Here is a 19,856-nt window from a genome sequence, read left to right on the forward strand (position 1 = left end):
ACGCGTCGAACGGCCGCGTCCCGGATCGACAGCTTCCGCCAAAAAACTTTCGCGACGGAAAACTAGCAGCTCAGGGCCGCTTCGGCGGGGCAATTCGGACAGGGGAGAATCTCCGGTCGTGGCGGTACTCCCCGACGACCTCTCCTCCGCGCTCGACGACGAGCTGGCCCGGCACCCCGTGCCGCGGCTGACGCAGTCCGTCGACCGGCTCAGCACGCGCTACCGCCAGGGTGACGCGGCGACCTCACCCATCCTCAGCTCCGAAGCCGACGTCGCCGCGTACGCCGGCTACCGGATGCCGGCCACCTACGCCGCCGTCCACGCTGTGCTCGCCGAGGCCGCTTCGCGCGCGCCCGGCTTCGAGCCGCGGACGCAGGTCGACGTCGGTGGCGGCACCGGCGCCGCGGTCTGGGCGGCCGCCGGCGTCTGGCCGTCGCTCGTGAAATGCACGGTCGTCGAGCAGGTCGCCGGGGCCATCGGGCTCGGCAAGCGGCTCGCCGCGGGAGCGAGGAACGCGGCGGTCCGGGACGCCGAGTGGCGGCGCGGGCTCGTCGACCCGGCCGCGCCGTCGCCGGAAGCCGACCTCGTGACGCTGTCCTACGTCCTCGGCGAGCTGCCGGACGCCAGCCGCGCCGACGTCGTGCGCTGGCTGGCGGGGAAGGCCGGCGCGGTCGCGCTGATCGAGCCGGGCACCCCCGCGGGCTACGAGCGGATCCGCGCCGCCCGCGCGCAGCTGGTCGAGCTGGGCCTGCACGTCGTCGCGCCGTGCCCGCACGACGACGTCTGCCCGATCGTGCCCGGCGCGGACTGGTGCCACTTCTCCGCGCGGCTGCCGCGGTCGGGGCTGCACCGGCGGCTCAAGGCGGGCACGCTCGGGTTCGAGGACGAGAAGTTCGCCTACGTCGTCGCGTCGCGGTCGGCGCCGGAGCGGCCGGACGCGCGGATCATCCGCCACCCGAAGAAGCACAAGGGCTGGGTCGCGCTCGATCTGTGCACTTCGTCGGACGGGCTCAAGCCCGGCGTGGCAGTCTCGAAGAAGCAGGGCCCGCGGTACCGCGCGGCCCGCGACGCGGAATGGGGCGACGGCTGGTGAAGGTGATCGCGGAGATCAGCGTGTCGGCGGACGGGATCGTCGCCGGGCCGGACACCAGCACCGAGCACCCCCTCGGCAAGGACGGCGATCTCCTGCACCAGTGGCTGTTCGAGGGAACGGACGCCGAGGCCGGCATCGGCAAGCGGCTCTTCGACGGCACGGGCGCGTTCGTCGTCGGCCGCACGATGTTCGACGTCGGCGTCGATCCCTGGGGCGACGACGGCACCTTCAAGAAGCCCGTCTTCGTCGTCACCAACCGCCCGCACGAGCCCGTGGTGAAGGGGCCGACAACGTTCACGTTCGTCACCGACGGCCCGGAAAGCGCGCTGCGGCAGGCGAAAGCGGCGGCGGGCGAGGAGAACGTCCTGCTGATGGGCGGCGGCACGACCCTGCGTCAGTACCTGCTGGCGGGGCTGGTCGACGAGCTGCGCCTGCACGTCGTCCCGCTGCTGTTCGGCGCCGGGGTCCGCCTGTTCGACGCCGAGACCGGCGCGCACGTGAAGCTCGAGCGCACCGCCGTCGAGGAGACGCCGAACGCGACGCACCTGACCTACCGCGTCTTGAACTAGGGCATCCGCACGGTCTTCAGGAACGCGGGCAGCAGCCACGGCCGCGGCCCGCCGATCCGGACGCCGCCACCCAGTACGGCTCGCGCCTTGGAGATCCGGCCGAACATCATCGGCACCAGGACCGCCGGGTCGAACGTCAGCCGCACGTCGGCGCCGCCGTCCGGTTCCTCGAAGCGCAATTCGCCGTGCCGGAGCGCCAGCACTGCGGGTTTCGTGTGCGCCGACCGGAACTCGACCGCGATCCGGCGCGGGGACGGCGTCGCGTCGTCGAGGAGGCGGCCCATGTCGTTGCGCACCATGCCGAACAGGAACAGCTCCAGGAACAACGCCTCGTGCGCCGCCGGGATCGGCCACGGCCGCCGGATCGCGCGGGCGATGTCGAGGCCGTGCAGCAGCATCTCGTTGACCAGGTGCGCGAGCAGGCCGGCCACCGGCACGCGCGAGCCGCCCAGCCACCACACCGGTTTCTCCGGGTCCAGGTCCGCGCTGACGAGCAGCACCTCGGCGATGTCCGCGCGGAGGCGCTCGGCCAGCCGGGCGGGGTCGCGTTCCGGGTACAGCTCGAGCGCGAGCGCGTTCATCCGCGAGATCGTGTCCACGCTGGCCGTGTCGATCGGCTCTTCGAGACCCGGCAGCGGCAGCGGACCGCCGTCGCCGCGGATCATCGACGTGTACATCAGCGCGATCATCCCGACGTGCGACGCCGTTTCGGCGATCGTCCACTCCCCGAGCGACGTCACGTGCCCGTTCCCCACGCCGGCCACCAGGTCCGCGAACCGGGCACCGGTCTCCGGCAGCGCGGCGCGCACCGCCTGCCACTTCTCGAGCGTCACGGATTCGACGGTAGGAGGCCGGACGGCGTCCCGGGTCTCCCCAGGTGCGGTTATCTTCTGCTCATGATCCGGCTCCTGCCCCGGTCGACCCGGTGGCGGGTCGCCCTCTTCGCCGCGCTCGCTTCGGCACTCGTCCTCGGCCTCGGGTCGTACTGGTTCGTGCAGGCGCTGCGCGGCGGCCTGGAAAGCTCCGCGAGCCAGCTCGCCAGCGAGAAGGCCCGAGCGGTCGGCTCGCTGCTCGACGCCGGGGTCAAGCCCGTCGACATCGCCAAGCAGCTCGACTACACCGGCTACTGGATCAGCCGCGACAAGTCGGGCGACACCGGCTGCCCGAACGACCCCGGCACCACCGGCACGACCGCCGGGAAGGCCATCGTCTACGGACCGGACTGCGTGCTGAGCCGGCCTTTCGGCGGCGGCAACACCGTCGTGTCGCAGTCCGGGACCCTCGACCAGAAGCACTTCGTCCGGGCGTCGGTGCCGATCGACCCCATCGGGCTCGAAACCGTGACCACCGCGCAGCGGATCCTCTGGGGCGGCGTGCCCGCGGCCGCACTGCTCGTCGGCGGCGTCGCCTGGTTCGCCGTGCGGCGGTCGCTGCGCGCGGTGGGCGGCCTCCGCGCCGAGGTCGACGGTGTGCGCGCGGGCGACCTCGGCCGCCGGGTGCCGGTGCCGGACTCCGGCGACGAGATCACCGAGCTCGCCGTGACGATGAACGAGATGCTGGCCCGGCTCGACCGGTCGGTGCGGCGGCAGAGCCAGTTCACCGCGGACGCGTCGCACGAGCTGCGCACGCCGCTGGCGTCGCTGCGCACCCAGCTCGAGGTGCAGCTCGCCCACCCCGACCGGCTCGACTGGCGCCGCAGCTGCGAAAACGCCGTGCTCGACGTGACGCGGATGGAGACGCTGGCCGCGGACCTGCTGCTGCTCAGCAAGCTGGACGCGGACCAGCCGGCCGGGACCGAGCCGGTCGCGCTGGCGGACCTGGTGGCCGCGCACGTCGCCGCGCGGGTCCCGCACGACGGCGTCGAGGTGCAGCTCGAAGCGTCTCCGGTGGTGCGCGGCCACGCCGGACGCCTGGAGCGCGTGCTGCGCAACCTCGTCGACAACGCCCAGCGCCACGCGAAGAGCCGCGTGACGATCACGCTCACCGCGTCCGGCGGCGAGAGCGTGCTGACGGTCGAAGACGACGGGCCCGGCATTCCGGCCGAGCAGCGCGAGCGCGTCTTCGACCGGTTCGTGCGGCTCGACGAGGACCGCGCCCGCGAAGACGACGGCGGTTCCGGGCTGGGCCTGGCGATCGCCGCGGAGATCGCGCGCACGCACGGCGGCACCCTCCGCGTCGCCAACAGCGAGCCCGGTGCGCGTCTAGAGCTGCGCCTTCCGCTTGCCTGAAGACGTCTTCAGCTCGCTTAAGCTCCGGTTCAGCATGGTCTCAAGAGCATCCCGCCATGCTGATCGACCTCGCGCCGGCTCCGGCGCGCAAGCGCGCCACCCGCACGGCCCCCTACGTCGTCGCCGCGGTCGCCTTCGCCGGGTACGCCGGCTGGTCGTCGGAACGGCTCCGGACGTTCGACGCGAGCGGGTTCGACCTCGGGATCTTCGAACAGGCGGTGCGGTCCTACGCGCACGGGCACTGGCCGGTGTCGGACCTCCTCGGCCCCGGCGCGCCGACGCTCGGCGACCACTTCCACCCGATCCTGGCGCTGCTCGCGCCGTTCTACCGGCTCTGGCCGTCCCCGGCGTGCCTGCTGGTCGCGCAGGCTTTCCTGTTCGCGCTGTCGGTCGTGCCCGTGACGCGCTGCGCGTCCCGCGTGCTGGGCGCTCGCCGGGGCGCGGTCGTGGCCGTGGGGTACGTGCTCTCGTGGGGGCTGCTTTCCGCGGTGAACTTCGACTTCCACGAGGTCTGCTTCGCCGTCCCGATGGTGGCGTTCACCGCGGAGCACCTGCTGCGCGAACGGTGGCGGGCGGCGGTGTGGTGCGCGCTGCCGCTGGTGCTGGTCAAGGAGGACCTGCCGATGACGCTCGCCGCGGTCGGCGTCGTCCTGGTGCTCAACCGGCAGCGCCGCCTCGGCTGGGCGGTCATCGGCTTCGGCGTGGCCACCACGGTTCTGCTGGTGACGGTCGTGCTGCCGGCGTTGAACCCGGCCGGCGCCTACGCGCACAGCGGCGGCTTCAACCCCTTCGGCGGGTCGATCGTCAAGGTGTCGATGCTGCTGGCCCTGGTGGCGCCGACGGCGTTCACGGCGCTGCGATCGCCGGTGCTGCTGCTGGCGGTCCCGACGCTGCTGTGGCGGCTGGTCTCGGCGAACGACCGCTACTGGGGCATGGGCTACCACTACAGCGCGGTCCTGATGCCGATCGTGTTCCTCGCGGCGGCGGACGGCGTCCGGCGCTGCGGACCGCGCTTCCGGACGCTGCTCCCGGCGTGCGCGCTGGTGGCCGGGCTGGGCTCGCTGGGATTGCAGGCGGCGCACCTGAGCGACGGCGTCTGGACGCCGTCGCAACGGGCCGGCATCGACGCGGTGCTCGCCCGGATCCCGGACGGCGCGGACGTCCTGGCGTCGAACCGGCTGGCCCCGCGGCTGACGTCCCGCTGCACGGTGCTGTTCTTCGACGGCGTGTCGGCGGAGCGGCCGGAGTGGGTGGCGGTGGCGAGGCCGGAGCAGTCCTGGCCGACGACGCTGGCCACGAAGGCGTTCGCGGCGGAAGAGCTGGAGAGCACGGGATACCTGCGCGTCGCGGAGACGGACTCCGTCGTGCTGCTCCACCGTGCGTAGAAAGGCCGCAGCGGTAACCGGCCAGTCGGGGGGCGTGCCGGCCGGTTACCGCCGCACCGAGAAAGAGGGAGCCCCACGCCAGGAATGACGCGTGGCTCCCCGCTTCACCCGATCGAGTGACGAAGAGATTTTCAGGCCGGGTCGGCCAGGATGCCGTTCACGTACGAACCCGGGTGGGTCGCCGCGTCCTGGCGGAGCACCGGCAGGTCCGACGGCCACTTCACCGTCAGCGCCGAAGTCTGGCCCGGCGGGATCGTGGTCAGCTTGGTCGGCGTCCACGACGCGCCACCCTCGGCCGGCGTGAGCACCGTGATCGTCGCCGACGCCGTCGTCCCCGCGGGGACCTCGTTGTACTTCACGCCGTTGTCGACGCGCGGCAGGTGGTACACCGGGCCGAACGTCGCGTCGTCCGGGCCGGCCAGGTCGACGCCCGGCACGCCGTACAGGCCGCACGTGTGGTTCGTGGTGTTGCGGTAGGTCAGCGGGATGTCGAACTGGCCCGGCGCGTCGTTCTTCTCGGCCGGCTTGCCCAGCAGGACCTCGAGGTCGGCGGTGGTGCACCGCGGCGTGCCCGCCGACGCCGGGGCCACCCCGCCACCGGACGCCCCCCGCGCCGGGGCCTGAGCCACCGGAGCCGCGGCAGCCGGAGCCGGAGCCGCCGCCGTCGAAGTCCCGCAAGCCGCCAGCGCGAAAGCCCCCGCGGCGGTCCCGATCCCCACCAAGATGCGCTTCATGTGAGTTCCCCTCCCGAAATCAGTTGCTGACCGGCGTGACCTGCACGGTGCCGCCCTTCAGCGGCGCGCCCGCGGGCCACTCGACGCTCACCGGCTGGCCGTACGGGCCGGTCGGCAGGTCGAACGTCACGAACGACGGCACGGCGGACGGCGTCGCGGCCGAGCGCTGCACGATCCGCGACACGGCCGGGTGGCCGTCACGCAGGTTCACCGGCACGGACTCGCTGCCGTCCGGGGTCGCGGTGACCGGCAGCCGCTGCCCGCCGGCGATGAAGGTCAACGCCGTCGGCGCGCCCTCGAGCTTGCAGTTCGTCGTCGGCGAAGCCGCGGTGTAGGTGAGGACGTAGGCCTCGTGCCCGGCGGCGTGCGACGGGTCCGGCGCGACGGACACCCGGACGTCCGAAGCACCGCACGGCGTGTCGCTCGGCATGGCGTTCGCGGCCCCGGCCGCCAGGACCAGGCCGCCGGCCGCCAGACCCCCGACGATCAGCGCGGTTGCGGTTCGCTTCATGGTCATCCTCCCTCGTTCCGTGATCAACTGGACTCACAGTGAGAGATGCCCGGGGGCCGCCCGGGGATGCGCCGCGATGGGGTCGATCACCGGAAAGCAACCTCGGAGCTGCCCAGGCGTCGAAAAGAGAGTCAGCTACGGCCGAAGCAGACGAACGGCATCAGCGGTTCCGCCTGGGCCGCATCGGCCAGGGCACGCGCAGGGGGCGTGCCCGCCGAGAGCGCCCGGTGGTAGGCCAGCATCACCCCGCCGGCCGTCCGGTCGTCGACCCGCGCCACGCTGGAGACGACCGTGCGGCTGCCGCCGTAGAGCAACGCCGCCGTGAAGCCGAGGACCTCGTCGCCGTCGCGGACCACCGCCTGGCCGACGTCGCACGACGACAGCACCACCTGCTCGGGTGCGGTCGAAAGCTGCTGGACGTCGTAGGCCATCAGCGGCCCGTCGGCCAGGTTGAGCCGGGAGAACAGGACATTCTCCTGTTCGTGGTGGCCGTGCGCGGCGAAGTGCGCGAGGCGGCAGCCGTCGAACGCCTTGAGCGTCGCCGCCACCGTCGCGTCCGGCCCGGTCAGCACCTCGGCTTCCGGGTAGAACGGCGCCAGCAGCGAGACCTCGGTTTCCGCGTGCGTCAGGTCCGAACCCGCCACCAGCAGCGGCGCCCCGGCCGCCCGGCGCGGCCGCCGGCCCGCGTCCAGCCAGGCCGACGACGACGGCGTGACCGTCACCGGGCGCCCGCGCAACGTCGGCAGCAGGCCCCACGGGATCGCCGACAGCGCACCGGTCGGCACCACGACGACGTCGAGGTCGCCGAGCCGGGAAGCCAGCGGGGCCAGCAGGATCCCGTCCAGTGCCGTGACCTGCGTCCGCACCGAGCGGCGGATGACGTGGTCGAGCTGGGCGGGGAGCTGGCGCCCGCACAACGCGTCGAGGTCGCTGTGCAGCCGGGCGACCGGTTCGGCGACGGCCGACGCCGGGCCGAGCTCGATCAGCGCGACCCGGTGGTTCGCGATCACCTGCGCGCACAGCGCGCCGCGGTCGGCGAGGAAGCAGACCATCGCGCTGCCGGTCGCGGCGAGCTCGTCGCCGACCTCGCGCAGCTTGGCTTCCGGGTGGTCGACGTCGGTGCCTTCGGCCTGCCAGCCCTTGGCGCGGATCTCGCGTTCCAGCGCGGCACAGCGCTTCGCGGCCTGGGTGTCCGGCTTCCCGGACAGCTCGCCCGCGCGGATCTGCATCGAGAGGTACCGCAGCTCGGCGACGGCGTCGACGGTCTCCGGGTGCGAGGGTGGGCGCACCGGCCGGAAGCGGAACGCCTGCGCGCGCGAGCGGTCGAGCCACCGGAACACGACGCCGGGCGAACGCTGGGCCAGCGCGGCGGCGAGGCCGGCGTCGGCGAGCTCCCGGCCCAGCGACGTCGTCGCGGTCTGCAGGTCGATGCTCCCGAACCGGCCCCGGTGGCGCTCCAGCTGCGTCAGGCCGGCGCGCGCGTTCGCGAAGGTGATGCGCCGGTCGCCGCTGGCGGCGCCGAGCTCGGCCAGCGCGAGCCGCCGGACGAGGCGGTTCTCCAGCGGGGCGGCGCGGCGGTCGCGCGGGGCGATGCCGGCGCGGGCGCCGTCGAGATCGCCCAGCGCGATGCGCGCGCGGGCGGCGAGCAACGCGGCGATTTCGGCGTCGTTGCGCAGGCCCAGCTCGGTGAGCCGGCCGGCCAGCGCGGTCGCCTCGGTGGCGACGCGCGCGATCCGCCGTCCGGCGGCGAAGTCGGCGCGCAGCGCGGTCAGCTGCGCGACCGCCGCCCAGGTTTCGTTGCCACGGCGGCGAAACCGGCGTTCGGCGCGGCCGGCCCAGCTCCGCGCGGTCGACGGCTCGCCACTCGCCAAGGCGGCCAGGGCCCGGGTCAGCTCGGCTTCGGCGTGTTCCTGGTTCATCCGCAGGCGCGGGAACTGTTCCAGGGCCGCGTCCAGTTCCGCGGCGGCTTCCTGCGGCAGCCCGGCCGCGAGCAGCGCCCGCGCCTTGTCGACGGCCAGCACGGGCAGCATCCCGACGCTCTGCGCGGCGTAGAACCCGCTCGCCGCGTCGAAGTCCCGCAGGGCGCCCGGGATGTCACCGGTGAGCACACGCGCCTGGCCGCGGCCGTGCGCGGCTTTGGCGAAGATCCGGGCCAGGCCCTCTTCTTCGGGCTGGCCGGCCCCGATCTGCTCGCACTGGTCGAGATCGGCGAGCGCGAGCCGGACGCGGCCGGCGTACTGGTGCAGCATGGCGCGGTTGAGCAGGGTCCGGGCGAGCACGACGAACTCGCCGGCCTGCCGCAGCAGGGGGATCGCTTCGTCGAAGCACGCGAGGGCTTCGTCCATCCGGCCGATCAGGATGAAGACGAGACCCCGTTGCTGGCGCAGGATCCCGCGCCCGGCGTCGGACACGAGGACGTCGGCTTCGTCGAGCAGCGCGAGCCCGCGGGTGCTGTTGCCCAGCGCGGTTTCGACGGCGGCGTAGGTGCCGAGCACGCGCGTGGCGAGATCAGGCCACGACGGCCATTCCGGCGGCGGCTGTTTCGCGGGCAGCCCGAGAAGCCGCGCGGCGGACCGGATCAGGCGGCCGCCGACGACGGGCTGGCCGTTGTTGGTCGCCGCGACCGCACGCCGATGCAGGTCGCGCACCCGGTCTTCCGCCCTCGGCGACGCGACCACAGGCTGCCCTTCCGGCCGGGGCCGTCCCCCTCGGCCGAGAAGGACGCCCCGGATCGTACCTCCGGGTCCGGGTGGTCCGGGAGTTCCTGCCGGGTGGGCAGACTGCCGCGGCTGGTCGTGAGTGAGAAACAGTGTTCTAACCCTGTTTCTCACTCACGACCAGCCGCGGGAGACTCAGAGTTCGATGGCCGGCGTGCTCACCGTCCTCGACCGGCCCAGCGTCCGCACCAGCACCTGGACCATCCCGTGCGGCACCCCGCTCACCGCGAACCGCCCTTCGGCGTCCGATGTGGTCGTCAGCGGGCCGGTTGCCGTGCGGACCTCGATCGGGTGCTCGGCCGGGGGCGTCAGCCAGCCGTCCAGGCGGATCGTCCCTCCCGGCTCGGGGCTCACGTTCACCATGATCGTCAAGCTCTCGCTGTCGAACGTGATGAGCCGGCCCTGCTCCGCCGCGCTGCGCGTGACGGCGATCCCCTCCTGTTCCCGGATGCGCATCACTTCCAAGTCGACGTCCTCCAGCTGGATCGCGAAGCGGATCTGCTCCACGAGCGTGGCGGGCATCGGGTCGGCGTCTTCCCACAGCTCGCGCAATCCGGTCAGCAGCCGGAAGTCGAGCTCGTCCAAGGGCTCGTTCGCGCCGGGTGGTTCGACGGTGGTCACAGCCAATCTCCTTCGCCGTTGGCGAGTAGCTGCTCGCGCAGGCGCGCGAGGCAACGTCCCCTTGTCGGGCCGATACTCCCCCTCGGCATTCCCAGCCGGGCGCCCACTTCGGCGTAGTCCGGCCGGTGCACGAACGCCACGATCCGCAGCAAGCTGCGGCAGCGTTCGGGCAAAGCGTCGACCGCGCGCCACAACCGCACGCGCTGGTCGTCGCGCAGCACCCCCTCCTCGGGTGCCGGTGACGCTTCGGACAGCCGCTCCGGAAGCTCCGGAAGCGGCCGTTCGACCTGGCGCTTTTCCCCAGTGCGCCAGGCTTCCCTCTTCGTGACGGTGATCAGCCAGCCGGTCAGCGCGACCGGCGAGCGGATCTCCGCGAACGAACCGAGCAGGCGCAGCCACGTCGTCTGCACGACGTCGGCGGCCTGATCGGCGTCCAGACCCTGATCACGCGCGACCTGCCAGAGCAGCGGCGTGAGCAGGGAAACCAGTTCGTCCAGCGCCGCGCGGTCGCCCTCCCGCGCGGCGTCGAACAGTGCCGCTACCCGGCTGTGGTCGGTCTTGGCCACGGTCACAGCGAGCCCAGCGCGGTCCAAGCGCGCTTGACGACGGTGTCGCGGTCGACCGTGGCCAGGTCCGACCCGAACAGGACGAGCGCCTTGGCGATCTCGGCGGCGGCGAGCGGCGCGGCGAACGACGTCCCGTCCCACACCGCGAAGCCGGCGCTGTAGTCGTCCGGGTCGAAGGAGTTCCGGCCGGGCAGCTCGTGGTCGGCGGCCGCGCTGCCGCGGACGTCGGTCGGGTACGTGCTGACCACGCCGGCACCGGTCGCCCAGCAGCGCACCCACGGGCCTTCGTTGGAGAACAGCGCCTTGCTGGTGCCGACGTCGGGGTTGAGCGCCCCGACGCTGATCACCTGCGGGCCGCAGCCGCTGCCGAGCGGCTGGTCGGCGAAGGCCGCCGGGTAGAAGCGGCGGGTGGTGGCGTCGTTGCCCGCGGCCGCGACGACGAGCACGCCCAGGCCGAGCAGGTCCGCGATGGCCGCGGCGAACTGGCCGGTGAAGGCGACGTCGGCCGGGTCTTCGACGTAGTAGCCCATCGAGAGCGAGACGACGTCGACCATGTCCTGGGGCCGGTTGTTCGCCTGCGCGTTCCGGACGCGGTCGGCGAGCAGGTGCAGCGCCAGCAGCACGTCGCCTTCGTACGCGACGCCGCCGCTGTGCACGACGCGGATCGCGAGGGTGTCGGCTTCGGGGCAGGCCTGCCGGATGATGCCGGCGATGAACAGGCCGTGCCCGGTGTCGGTGTCGACGTCGCCGATCAGCGGCTGGCCGGTCGTCGGCGCGTCCCAGTAGTCCTCGAGGAACTGGGTCGGCAGCGTGGTGCCGGAATCCTGCTCGGCCTGCAGGATCGCGGCCTGGATACCGGGGGCGACGGTGAGGCCGGAGCCGGCGGGCGGCGGGCCGCTGCGGTCGGTCATCCCGAACCAGCGGTGCGGCCCGATGCCGGTGTCGAGCACCGCGACGACCGGCCGCCGGTGCGCGGGCTTCTTGCTGCGGTAGGGCGGGTCCGCGGCGAGCGTCACCGGGATCCGGTTGGCCCCGTGGGTGCGCCCGTAGGAGCTGCCCGCGCCGAACCCGCTGGTCTCCCACGGCGTGCCGCCGAGGCCGCTGGTCTCCCACGGCACCCCGCCGAACACCGGCGAGGTGAAGAGCAGGTGCTCGACGGAGATGTTCCGGACAATCTCCGGGTCGATTTCGGGCTTCTCGCCCGAGGCGGCCGACCGCAGCAGCTGCAGCGCCTTCCAGCAGTCGACGACGACGGGGTCGGAGTCCTCGCGGACCCGCAGCAGGGCGCGGACGGGCAGGTCGTCGAGCTGCCGGACGCGGCCGTAGCCCTTGCTGTCGCCGCCGCGGTCGGCCGGCTCGGCCAGGATGCCGATGCGGGCGAGGACGCGGTTGATCGCGGCCAGGGACTCCTGGTCGCGCAGGTACCGGTTGGGGAGCAGGAAGGTGCCCGGCCGGTAGACGGTGGTGCGCGGGACCGGCTGCCCGGCGACGACGACCGCGGTCGCCGGGTCGAGCACCCGCGCGCCGTGGCGGTCGAGCAACTGCCGGGGCGGGGTCGGGAGCTCGTTGAGCGTGCTCGCGTCCTCCGCTGCTGCTTCCACGGTCTCGTCCCGCACGAACTTGACGACCATCGGGTCCACCCTCCGCCATTGATCACTGATGGCACCCGGGAAAGACCGGTGAGCCGCCACCGGGATACGACACGGACATCACGAATGGGTAACGGACGCGGCAAACGGGTGACGACGTATCTGGCGGGCTCTGCTCACCCACTTGGCCGTCCGTACGTCACGGATCGAGTCGGGGAGATCAGCATGGTTCCGCTCCGGGTGAGCGCGCAGGAGGCAAGCCGGCCCGCGCCGGTGCGGGGGCTGGGCGGCGCGTTCACCCCGGACCCCGCGACCGGCGGGGGCAGCTTCGCGGTGCCGCTCGACCTCCCGCCGGGGCCCGGCGGCATCGCGCCCGTCCTGGCGCTGCGCCACACCACCGGCGCGCCGAACGGCGCCTTCGGCGGCGGGTTCGCGTTGCCGCTGCCGCAGGTCCGGCTGGCCGGCGGCGACGCGCGCTCCGCCGCCGACGGCCGGCTCAGCCGCCGGGGCGACGGCTTCGTGCTGACCACCCGGTCGGGGGTCCGGCACCTGCTCGGCACGACCGACGGCGGCCGGTCCGCGGGCTCGGCCTGGTACCTCGAACGGACCGAGGACGCGTTCGGCAACGCCGTCGCGTTCGGCTGGGTCCACCACAGCGGCCAGGCGTACCTCGCGCGCGTGTCCTACGGACCGTACGAAGTGGACTTCACGTACGAACCGCGGCCGGACGTCCTGCGCTGGGGCCGCGGCGGCACGCTCGTCACGACGGCGCTGCGGTGTGCCCGGGTCGACCTGCGGGTGCCCGCGGACGCGCGGCCGCTGGTCCGGCGGTGGCGCTTCGGCTACGACGAAGACGACGTCACCGGCTCGTCGCTGCTGACGTCGGTCACGCTCACCGGGTTCGACGCCCACGGCGCCGAGGCGGCCGCGCCGGTGCTGCGCCTGGCCTACGCCCTCTCGGAACCGCCGGCTCCGCGGCGGCTCCAGCTCGCCGCGAAGGCGCGGACCGGCGGCGGCGTAATGCTCCTCGACGACTCGGTGCCCCACTTCTCCCTGGAGTCCGCGGGCCTGCCGCGCACCGGGCGGCTGAGCGAGATCGACAACGGGATCGGGCTGCACACGTCGGTCGAGTACGCGACCGTCGAGGCCGTGCCGGTGGTCCGGCGCGTCACGCGGCGCGAAGCGGCCACCGGGCAGACCGGCGTGACGAAGTTCGAGTACCACGACAGCCGCACCGCCGGCTTCGGGCGCGTCGTCCAGGACGAGCTCGGCGACGAGTACGCGCCCACGCTGCGGACCGTGCGCTGGTTCGGCGTCGACGGCCTGCTCGACAAGGAAGAGACCTACGGCCTCGACGGCTCCGTCGAAGAAGACCGGCCGTACCGCCGCGTGGAGCACTCGCGCCGTCCCCAGTGGACACGGTCGGTGGCGACCGTGTTCGAGCGCCGGGACCGGCCCGTCTCGGTCACCACGACGGAGACGGCCTTCGACGCCGCCGGCAACCCGGTCCGGGAGGTGGAGACGACCAAGCGGCCCGGCCACGAGCCGGTGGTCCGCGAGACGCGCACGACGTACGCGACCGCCCCCGAACGCCGGTTCGGCGCGCTGCCCGCCCGCGTGCGCGAGCTGGACGCCGGCGGGAAAGTGCTGTCCGACAGGGTGTTCCGCTACGACGAGCGGCCTGACGGCCACGCCGGGTCCCACGGCCTGCTCACCTCGCGGGAGGAGCTGGTGCTCACCGACGCGCTCGTCGCCGACGTCTACGGCCCGGTCCCGCCGGACTTCCGCCACCACGGCTACCACCGGCGTCCCGGCGAGGACGGCTGGTGGACGACGACGTTCCACGGCCGGCTCGACACGGTCGCCGGGCTGCGCACCACGACGACCGGGCCGCACGGCCACACCCACGAGGTGCGCTACTCCGCGGACCGGTGCTTCCCGGAGGTCGCCTCGGACCCGCTGGGGAACGTGACGTCGACCCGCTACGACGTCCGCACGGCGCGGGTGTGCGAGGTGACCGACCCGGCGGGCGCGGTGACGACGGTGACGCTCGACCCGTTGGGACGCCCGGAAACCGTCGTGCGGCCGGGCGACTCGGCGGACCTGCCGACCGTCCGCTACCGCTACGAAGGCGCGCGGGTCACCACCGAGCAGCGGGCGGTGTCCGGTGAGGCGGAGGTGCTCGTGACGTCGGAGCTGCGTGACGGCGCGGGCCGGCTGCTGCAGCGCCGGCACGCCGAGCTGCTCGGCGACGTCGTCGACGAGCAGCACGAGTACTGCGCACGCGGCCTGGTGTGCCGCACGAGCCGCGCGTTCCGCGACGGCGAGCCCCCGTTCGCCCGCGAAGAGTTCCGCTACGACGCGCTGGGCCGGCTCCTCGGAGAGTCCACATCGGACTCTCCGATCGCGGGCGTCCGCGACTTGCTCGGACGGGAGATCCGCGACGCGGACGGCGTCGTGCACGCGCGGGACGCCGCCGGCAACCCGGTCGAGACGCGGACCGCGGACGGCCACACGGTGTACCGCGTGCACGACGCCGCCGATCGCGTGGTGGCGGTGCTGGTCGACGACCCGGGTGGCACCCCGGTCACGACGTTCACCTACCACGACGGCGGCCTCCCGGTGCCGCCCGAAGCGGGGCCGCACAGCTGCGGGCGGCTGGTGCGCGTCGCCGACGAATCCGGCGTGACGCTGTTCGGCTACGACGCGCTCGGCCACCCGGCCGACCGGCGCTGGCGGCCGGCGCACGTGGCCGTCGAGTACCGGCTGGACGTCGTGCGCCGCGCGGACGGGCGACTGTCCGAAGTGGTCTACCCCGACGCCGGCGACGGGCGGCTGACCGTCCGCCACCAGTACGACGAGGTCGGACGGCTGGTGAGCGTGCCCGGCTTCGTCGACGCCGTCCAGTACGACCTGCACGGCCGCCGCACCGCGGTGCACCACGCGAACGGCGTCAGCGAGCTCTTCACCCCGGTGCACGTCATCACGGGCCCGGGCGGCCTGCTGCACGAGGTGGTGCCGCGGGAGCCCGCGGAACCGCCGTCGGGCAGCGAGATCCGCGACGCGTTCGGCCGGCTGCGCGGGGTCCACGGCGACGACGGCGTCAACGCGCTGTACGGCTACGACCACACCGGCCGCCGCGTCCGCACGCTGATCACGGACGGCACGCGCATCCACGAGATCCTGACCCCGGACGACCTGTACGCGGTCGAGGACGGCGAGCTGGTGGTCGTGGTGGCGGGCACGGTCCGCCGCTACGCGGACGGCCGCCGCCACCACCTGCACTTCGACGCGGCCGACAACGTCGCCCTGGTCACCGACGAGACCGGCGCGGTCGTGAGTGAGAAACAGGGTTAGAACACGGTTTCCCACTCACGACCTCAGTCGAGCACCGCCAAGTCGAGCCGATCGAGGCGTGCGGGGTCGGCGAGGATGTCGATCTCCACGATCCGCCCACCGGCGACCGTGAAGCCCAGCACCGAGAACGGCCGCCCGTCGCGGGTGCCGACCACGCCCGCCGCGCCGTTGACCAGTGCGCGGTGGACCACGCCGCCGCCCGCGCCGAGCCGGGAGAACGTCAGTGCCTGGTCGGCCACCGCCGACGGGCCGCGCACCTCGATCGACCCGCCCAGCGCCGCGCCGCGGTCGGCGCGCAGCACGACCTCCGGGTCGAGGACCGAGACCAGCGCCTCGAAGTCACCGCCGCGGGCCGCGGCCAGGAAGGCGTCGACGACCTCGCGCTGCCGGGACAGGTCCGGGTCCGGCGCGACCGGGGCGCCCTGGACCCGTCGCCGGGCGCGGCTCGCCAGCTGCCGGGTCGCCGCTTCGGACCGCCCGACGATCGGCGCGATCTCGTCGAACGGCATCGCGAACATGTCCCGCAGCACGAACGCCAGCCGCTCGCCCGGGGTGAGCGTGTCGAGCACGACCAGCAGCGCGAGGCCGACCGAGTCCGCCATCAGCGCCTCGTGCTCGGGCCCGGCGTCGTCGCGGCTGACGATCGGGTCGGGCACGAGGACGTCCCACGGCTCCTCGCGCCGGGCCTTGCGCGAGCGCAGCATGTCGAGGCAGACGCGCCCGACGACCGTGGTCAGCCAGCCGCCCAGGTTCTCGACGGCGGCCGAGTCGCTCCGGCTCAGCCGCAGCCACGACTCCTGGACGGCGTCCTCGGCCTCGGTCAGCGAACCCAGCATCCGGTAGGCGACGGACCGCAGGTGGGCGCGGTGGGTCTCGAAGCTGTCAGCCAGCAGGTCGTCGTTCACGGGCCGTCCTTTCGCGGGGCGTCATCACCTTGACGTGTCCGGCGGTGAAGATGTGACAGATCGGACGACTGGGTACCGCTGAGCGGTATCCTCCCTTGACGTACGATATATGACCGCATAATCATCGGATCTCTCTGGACAAAGGAGCGGCCATGAGAGTCCGAGCCTGCCTCGCCGCGGTCATCGTGCTGCTGGCGAGCCTGGTCACCCCCGCGAGCGCCGAGCTGTTCAACCCGCGCCAGGACTGGCTGCGGGCCTCGACGGCCGGGTTGTTCCTGCACTGGGGCATGTTCACCGCGCCGCGGCACACCGACTGCGCCGCCTGGGAGCACGACGTCACCGCCGGCGGCTGGACGCCGGACTACTGGATCGACGAGGCGAAGAAGCTCGGCGCGTCCTACGTCGTCCTCACCACCTTCCACAGCCGGCTGGGCTACGCGCGGCCGTGGCCGTCGAAGATCCCGGGCAGCTGCTCGACGCAGCGCGACTTCCTCGGCGAGCTGATCGCCGCGGGCCAGGCCAAGGGCGTCCGCGTGATGCTCTACATGACCGACGACCCCCAGTGGCACAACGAAACCGGCCACGAGTCGCTCGACTCGGCCGCCTATTCGGCGTACAAGGGCCACCAAGTCGACTTGACGACGCGCCCCGGCTTCGGCGAGTACAGCTACGACCTGTTCGACGAGGTCATGGACCGCTACGCCGGCCTCGCCGGGTTCTGGATCGACAACGACAACGAGTACTGGGAGCAGCACGGGCTCTACGAGCACATCCGCGAGAAGCGGCCGTCCTGGTTGCTGAGCAACAACAACGAGGACACGCCGATCATGGACACGGTCAGCAACGAGCAGAAGACCGGCATGACGCCGTCGTACGACTACCCGCAGGCGATCTACACGCCGATGCCGCGGCTCACCGAGGCCGACTACAAGCTGCCGACCAACGGCGACTGGTGGTACAGCGGCGGCGACCAGGCCGTCGACGTCCGGCTCTCGACCGGCCGCTACATCACGAACGCGGGCTCGTCGATCAAGTCGCTGATGGCCGAAACCGCCATGCTGAACGGGAAGTTCCCGCCGCAGCAGGAGGCGTTCAACAACTTCATGGCGTCGTGGACGCAGCCGATCAAGAAAACGCTGGAGGGCACCGAAGGCGGCGGCTACATGTACGGCGGCATGCAACCGGGCTTCTGGAACGACGGCGCGCACGGCGTCATCACCGTGAAGCCGGGGGCCAGGACGCAGTACGTGCACGTCGTCACGCGGCCGTCGACGAACCTGGTCCGCCTGCGCGACAACGGCTACCGCGTCACGCGGGTGTCCGATGTGCGTACCGGAAAGCCGATGCGGTTCGCCCAGTCCGGCGGCTATCTGTCCATTCTGGACATCACGGACTGGGACACCTTCGACACGGTGTTCGAAGTGGACACCGCCGGGCAGCAGTACTTCTACGACAAGAGCACGATCAAGGCGACCGCGTCGGCCTCGGCGCCCGGGCACCCGGCGGCGAACCTCACCGACGGCAGCTACCTGAACTACTGGGACGCGGGCGGGCAGCAGCCGGTGTCCGTGACGCTGGACCTGGGCAAGAAGCGGTCGACGGCCTACCTGGCCGTGCACGAGCGCGAGTCGTCGCCGACCGCCGCACGCGAGTCGTTCGGCCGCGCCGAGGATTCCGCGCGGATCAAGGACTACCGCGTCTACGCCAGTGACGACGGCACGAACTGGGGACAGCCGGTGCGCACCGGCGCCCTGCCGAGCACGCGCGGCGTGCAGTTCGTCGACGTCGGCGAGGTGCACGCGCGCTACCTCAAGCTCGAGGTGCTGAACACGTGGTCCGGCCCGCAGGCCAAGCCGTTCTTCCACCAGCTCGCGCTCGACGAGATCGACGTCGCCTACGGCTACCCCGATCCCCGCGGCGAGGTGCCGCTGGAGGCGGAGTCACCCCGCAACGGCTTCGACGGCAAGGCGTCGCCGGTGTGGTGCGAGGCGTGCTCGGGCACGGCCGCGGTCACCGGTCTCGACCGCGGCGCCGTCACCTTCCGGAACGTCCAGGCCACGGGCCCCTCCCGGCTGCAGCTGGACACCACCGGGCCGGGCTCGCTCGCGGTGAGCGTGAACGGCGCCGCGCCGATCACCGTCCATGCCCCGGCGGCGATCGCCGTGCCGCTGAACGCGGGAGCCAACACCATCAAGGTTTCCGGGACCGTGGGCCTCGACCGGATCGCCGTGGCGCCGCTGCCGCCCGAGTCGTACACGCCGAAGACGACGTTGACCGTGCAACCCGCCGGTGCGCAGTGGGTTTCGCCGGGTCAGCAGGCCCTGAAGATCACCGCTTCCCTGCGGCTCGACGTCGACGACCCGCTCGACCAGGTGACGCTCGCCCCGGTCGTCCCGGCGGGCTGGACGCTCCAGGGCGCCCCGGTGACCGCGGCGAACCTCCGGCTCGGCCAGGTGCTGAGCGGGTCGTGGACCGTGACGTCCCCGGTCGCGCAGGACGTGACCATCCCGGTGACGGCGTCGTTCACGACGCTCGGCCGTGCGAAGTCGGTGAGCAAGCCGGTACAGGTGAAGCAGCGTCCGGCCGACCGCGTGTTCATGCGCGAGGCGGAAGACTCGGCCAACGACATCGGGGACGCCGGCGTCACGAGCTGCTCGCCGTGCTCGGGCGGCCAGAAGGTGCGCAACATCGGCGGCGGCGCGGGCGCGGCGGTGACGTTCCCGGGCGTGACGGTGGCCGCGGCCGGGCAGTACACCCTCTACCTCGACTTCACCGTCAACGGCGACCGGTCGTACTTCGTGTCGGTCAACGGCGGTGCGCCGGTGGAGGTGAAGGTCAGCGGCGCCGGCAACAGCACGCCGTACACCACTTCGGTCCCGGTGACGCTGAACGCGGGCGCCAACTCGATCCGGATCGGCAACGACCGGGCGGGGGCTCCGGATCTGGACCGGATTTCACTGGGTTAGCTCGCGCAGCACGCGGGCCGGGTCGATGTCGACGGCGCGGGCCGGACCGTCGCCCGACTCACTCCAGGCGACGGACACCCACAGCTCGGCGTAGTCCCCGCGCTCGACGCCGGGCAGCTGCCAGGTGAGCCGCGCGCCGTCGAGCTCGACGGCGTCGTCGGGCAGCGCGGCGGACCAGTACGGCGGCACGTGCTGCCCGGCCCGCGAGCAGTGCCGCAGCATCTCGGTGGCGGGGCCGCCGACGCTCACCACGGCGTCGGCGGTCCCGGCGGTGAAGGCGCCGTCACCGGCCCGGACGTCCTCGGGTGGTGCGTCCAGCTCGGCCTGCACGACGAACTCGCTGAGCGGTTCCCTGGCCAGCACGCGGAAGATCGCCGTCTCCCGGGTGACGTGGGGCTGTTCGGGCTCGGTGGTCCCGGAGAGCACGTCGAGGCGCACGGACCGGTGCCGCCACCGGCACAGCCGCGCACCCGAGCCGAGCCCCCAGGTGTGTTCGGGTTTCGCGGGCACGTCCCACCCGCCGATGCGGACGGCGAACCGCACGTCACCGAGCGGAGTGACGACGTCGAGCGCCCGCGGGGATGTCCGTGACAGGACTTCCGTGTCCAGCATGCA

15 protein-coding genes are annotated in these 19,856 nt (G+C 73.0%); 6 read left to right on the forward strand and 9 right to left on the reverse strand.

The window, feature by feature from the left end:
- Positions 1-118: 118 nt before the first annotated feature.
- Together AA23TX_RS36445 and AA23TX_RS36450 are read left to right on the forward strand one after the other, a co-directional pair.
- Positions 119-1,093 (forward strand): small ribosomal subunit Rsm22 family protein, encoded by a 975-nt coding sequence (locus tag AA23TX_RS36445; protein WP_155547556.1) that lies wholly within the window; start codon positions 119-121, stop codon positions 1,091-1,093.
- On the forward strand, positions 1,090-1,662 hold the full coding sequence (locus tag AA23TX_RS36450; protein ID WP_230862982.1) for a dihydrofolate reductase family protein: 573 nt from the start codon (positions 1,090-1,092) through the stop codon (positions 1,660-1,662). Before AA23TX_RS36445 ends, AA23TX_RS36450 begins: the two co-directional genes overlap by 4 nt.
- On the opposite strand, the gene AA23TX_RS36455 is transcribed toward AA23TX_RS36450, so the two are convergent.
- Positions 1,659-2,495 (reverse strand): maleylpyruvate isomerase family mycothiol-dependent enzyme, encoded by an 837-nt coding sequence (locus tag AA23TX_RS36455; RefSeq protein WP_155547557.1) that lies wholly within the window; start codon positions 2,493-2,495, stop codon positions 1,659-1,661. The genes AA23TX_RS36450 and AA23TX_RS36455 overlap by 4 nt on opposite strands.
- A 63-nt stretch (positions 2,496-2,558) precedes the next feature.
- Here AA23TX_RS36455 and AA23TX_RS36460 point away from each other — a divergent pair, with 63 nt between their 5' ends.
- On the forward strand, positions 2,559-3,890 hold the full coding sequence (locus tag AA23TX_RS36460; RefSeq protein WP_155547558.1) for a sensor histidine kinase: 1,332 nt from the start codon (positions 2,559-2,561) through the stop codon (positions 3,888-3,890).
- Between the two features lie 56 nt (positions 3,891-3,946).
- Complete coding sequence (locus tag AA23TX_RS36465) at positions 3,947-5,275, forward strand: DUF2079 domain-containing protein (protein WP_155547559.1); 1,329 nt, start codon at positions 3,947-3,949, stop codon at positions 5,273-5,275.
- A gap of 131 nt (positions 5,276-5,406) precedes the next feature.
- Here AA23TX_RS36465 and AA23TX_RS36470 read toward each other — a convergent pair whose 3' ends face one another.
- The 6 genes from AA23TX_RS36470 to AA23TX_RS36495 form a co-directional block, all read right to left on the reverse strand.
- Positions 5,407-6,009 (reverse strand): DUF4232 domain-containing protein, encoded by a 603-nt coding sequence (locus AA23TX_RS36470; RefSeq protein ID WP_155547560.1) that lies wholly within the window; start codon positions 6,007-6,009, stop codon positions 5,407-5,409.
- 19 nt (positions 6,010-6,028) lie between these two features.
- Positions 6,029-6,520 (reverse strand): DUF4232 domain-containing protein, encoded by a 492-nt coding sequence (locus AA23TX_RS36475; RefSeq protein WP_155547561.1) that lies wholly within the window; start codon positions 6,518-6,520, stop codon positions 6,029-6,031.
- Positions 6,521-6,651: 131 nt separating this feature from the next.
- Positions 6,652-9,168 (reverse strand): CHAT domain-containing protein, encoded by a 2,517-nt coding sequence (locus tag AA23TX_RS36480; protein WP_230862983.1) that lies wholly within the window; start codon positions 9,166-9,168, stop codon positions 6,652-6,654.
- Between the two features lie 204 nt (positions 9,169-9,372).
- Positions 9,373-9,858: a hypothetical protein gene (locus AA23TX_RS36485; RefSeq protein ID WP_155547563.1), complete on the reverse strand. Its 486-nt coding sequence runs from the start codon at positions 9,856-9,858 to the stop codon at positions 9,373-9,375.
- Positions 9,855-10,430 carry an RNA polymerase sigma factor gene (locus AA23TX_RS36490; protein ID WP_155547564.1) on the reverse strand — a complete coding sequence of 192 codons (576 nt, stop codon included), beginning with the start codon at positions 10,428-10,430 and terminating at the stop codon, positions 9,855-9,857. Before AA23TX_RS36490 ends, AA23TX_RS36485 begins: the two co-directional genes overlap by 4 nt.
- Positions 10,427-12,055, reverse strand: a complete 1,629-nt coding sequence (locus tag AA23TX_RS36495) for a S8 family serine peptidase (RefSeq protein WP_155547565.1) — start codon at positions 12,053-12,055, stop codon at positions 10,427-10,429. Before AA23TX_RS36495 ends, AA23TX_RS36490 begins: the two co-directional genes overlap by 4 nt.
- A 183-nt stretch (positions 12,056-12,238) precedes the next feature.
- On the opposite strand from AA23TX_RS36495, the gene AA23TX_RS36500 reads away from it, so the two are divergent.
- Complete coding sequence (locus AA23TX_RS36500) at positions 12,239-15,370, forward strand: SpvB/TcaC N-terminal domain-containing protein (protein WP_155547566.1); 3,132 nt, start codon at positions 12,239-12,241, stop codon at positions 15,368-15,370.
- Between the two features lie 23 nt (positions 15,371-15,393).
- Here AA23TX_RS36500 and AA23TX_RS36505 read toward each other — a convergent pair whose 3' ends face one another.
- Entirely contained in the window at positions 15,394-16,275 is an 882-nt protein-coding gene (locus AA23TX_RS36505) for a sigma-70 family RNA polymerase sigma factor (protein ID WP_155547567.1), read from the reverse strand.
- Between the two features lie 152 nt (positions 16,276-16,427).
- On the opposite strand from AA23TX_RS36505, the gene AA23TX_RS36510 reads away from it, so the two are divergent.
- A complete protein-coding gene (locus tag AA23TX_RS36510; protein WP_155547568.1) occupies positions 16,428-19,241 on the forward strand; it encodes an alpha-L-fucosidase in 2,814 nt (937 codons plus the stop codon).
- On the opposite strand, the gene AA23TX_RS36515 is transcribed toward AA23TX_RS36510, so the two are convergent.
- Entirely contained in the window at positions 19,230-19,853 is a 624-nt protein-coding gene (locus AA23TX_RS36515; RefSeq protein ID WP_155547569.1) for a hypothetical protein, read from the reverse strand. The genes AA23TX_RS36510 and AA23TX_RS36515 overlap by 12 nt on opposite strands.
- Between the last annotated feature and the right edge of the window lie 3 nt (positions 19,854-19,856).

Source organism: Amycolatopsis camponoti (assembly GCF_902497555.1).
Classification (GTDB): domain Bacteria; phylum Actinomycetota; class Actinomycetes; order Mycobacteriales; family Pseudonocardiaceae; genus Amycolatopsis; species Amycolatopsis camponoti.

What these genes read in the sequence shown, in the direction of transcription:
- AA23TX_RS36460 (WP_155547558.1), top strand. Translation starts at nt 2,559, where the DNA reads ATGATCCGGCTCCTGCCCCGGTCGACCCGGTGGCGGGTCGCCCTCTTC.
- AA23TX_RS36465 (WP_155547559.1), top strand. Translation starts at nt 3,947, where the DNA reads ATGCTGATCGACCTCGCGCCGGCTCCGGCGCGCAAGCGCGCCACCCGC.
- AA23TX_RS36470 (WP_155547560.1), bottom strand. Translation starts at nt 6,009, where the DNA reads ATGAAGCGCATCTTGGTGGGGATCGGGACCGCCGCGGGGGCTTTCGCG.
- AA23TX_RS36475 (WP_155547561.1), bottom strand. Translation starts at nt 6,520, where the DNA reads ATGAAGCGAACCGCAACCGCGCTGATCGTCGGGGGTCTGGCGGCCGGC.
- AA23TX_RS36495 (WP_155547565.1), bottom strand. Translation starts at nt 12,055, where the DNA reads ATGGTCGTCAAGTTCGTGCGGGACGAGACCGTGGAAGCAGCAGCGGAG.
- AA23TX_RS36500 (WP_155547566.1), top strand. Translation starts at nt 12,239, where the DNA reads ATGGTTCCGCTCCGGGTGAGCGCGCAGGAGGCAAGCCGGCCCGCGCCG.
- AA23TX_RS36510 (WP_155547568.1), top strand. Translation starts at nt 16,428, where the DNA reads ATGAGAGTCCGAGCCTGCCTCGCCGCGGTCATCGTGCTGCTGGCGAGC.
- AA23TX_RS36515 (WP_155547569.1), bottom strand. Translation starts at nt 19,853, where the DNA reads ATGCTGGACACGGAAGTCCTGTCACGGACATCCCCGCGGGCGCTCGAC.